Origin of the sequence: Ruminococcus sp. MCC718, assembly GCF_018783905.1 — a bacterium.
In the GTDB taxonomy this organism is placed as follows: Bacteria; Bacillota; Clostridia; order Lachnospirales; family Lachnospiraceae; genus Hominisplanchenecus; species Hominisplanchenecus faecis.
In genome coordinates this window covers 1-528 of record NZ_WQNP01000066.1, presented here as the reverse complement: position 1 = coordinate 528, position 528 = coordinate 1, and the positions used below count along the sequence as shown (strand labels likewise).

The 528-nt window shown below is 31.8% G+C and carries 1 protein-coding gene; it reads right to left on the bottom strand.

Annotated features, from left to right (window positions below):
- On the bottom strand, positions 1-434 hold a 434-nt coding region (locus GPK60_RS07560), incomplete at its 3' end, for an IS607 family transposase (protein WP_215659191.1).
- Between the last annotated feature and the right edge of the window lie 94 nt (positions 435-528).

Genomic DNA, 528 nt, shown 5'->3' with positions numbered 1-528 from the left:
ATATATTCTATCAACTCAAAACCAAATCGCAGTAACCGATCTTTATACAAAACAACAACCTTTTCAACCTGATTTTGAGATATTCGCCTGATCAATTCCTGGAGCCCTTTTTTCTTATAATTAATTCCGGAACCGATATCACTTATTATCTCAAACGGCTGTCCTTTTGCCAGAAGATATGTTTTCACATTATCAATCTGTCGTTCCAGATCATCTTTTTGTTTATGACTGGAAACACGACAATATCCAATTGTAATGCGGTTTTTAGGCTTTACATTTATTACCTGGTTGAGTTGCTCATCAGAATAATATCTATAGCCACTTACTGTAGTATGATGCGGATGAAGTTTTCCATTGGCATCCCAATTTCGTAATGTCTGGGCAGATACGCCTATAATTTTTGAAAATTCATGTATAGAATAATATTTACTCAAAGTATCAACTCCTTTCAATAATATTCTACTCTAATATCTTGCAAAACTCAACATATACTTATATAATTTTATAATTTATGTTTAACTGTTAATT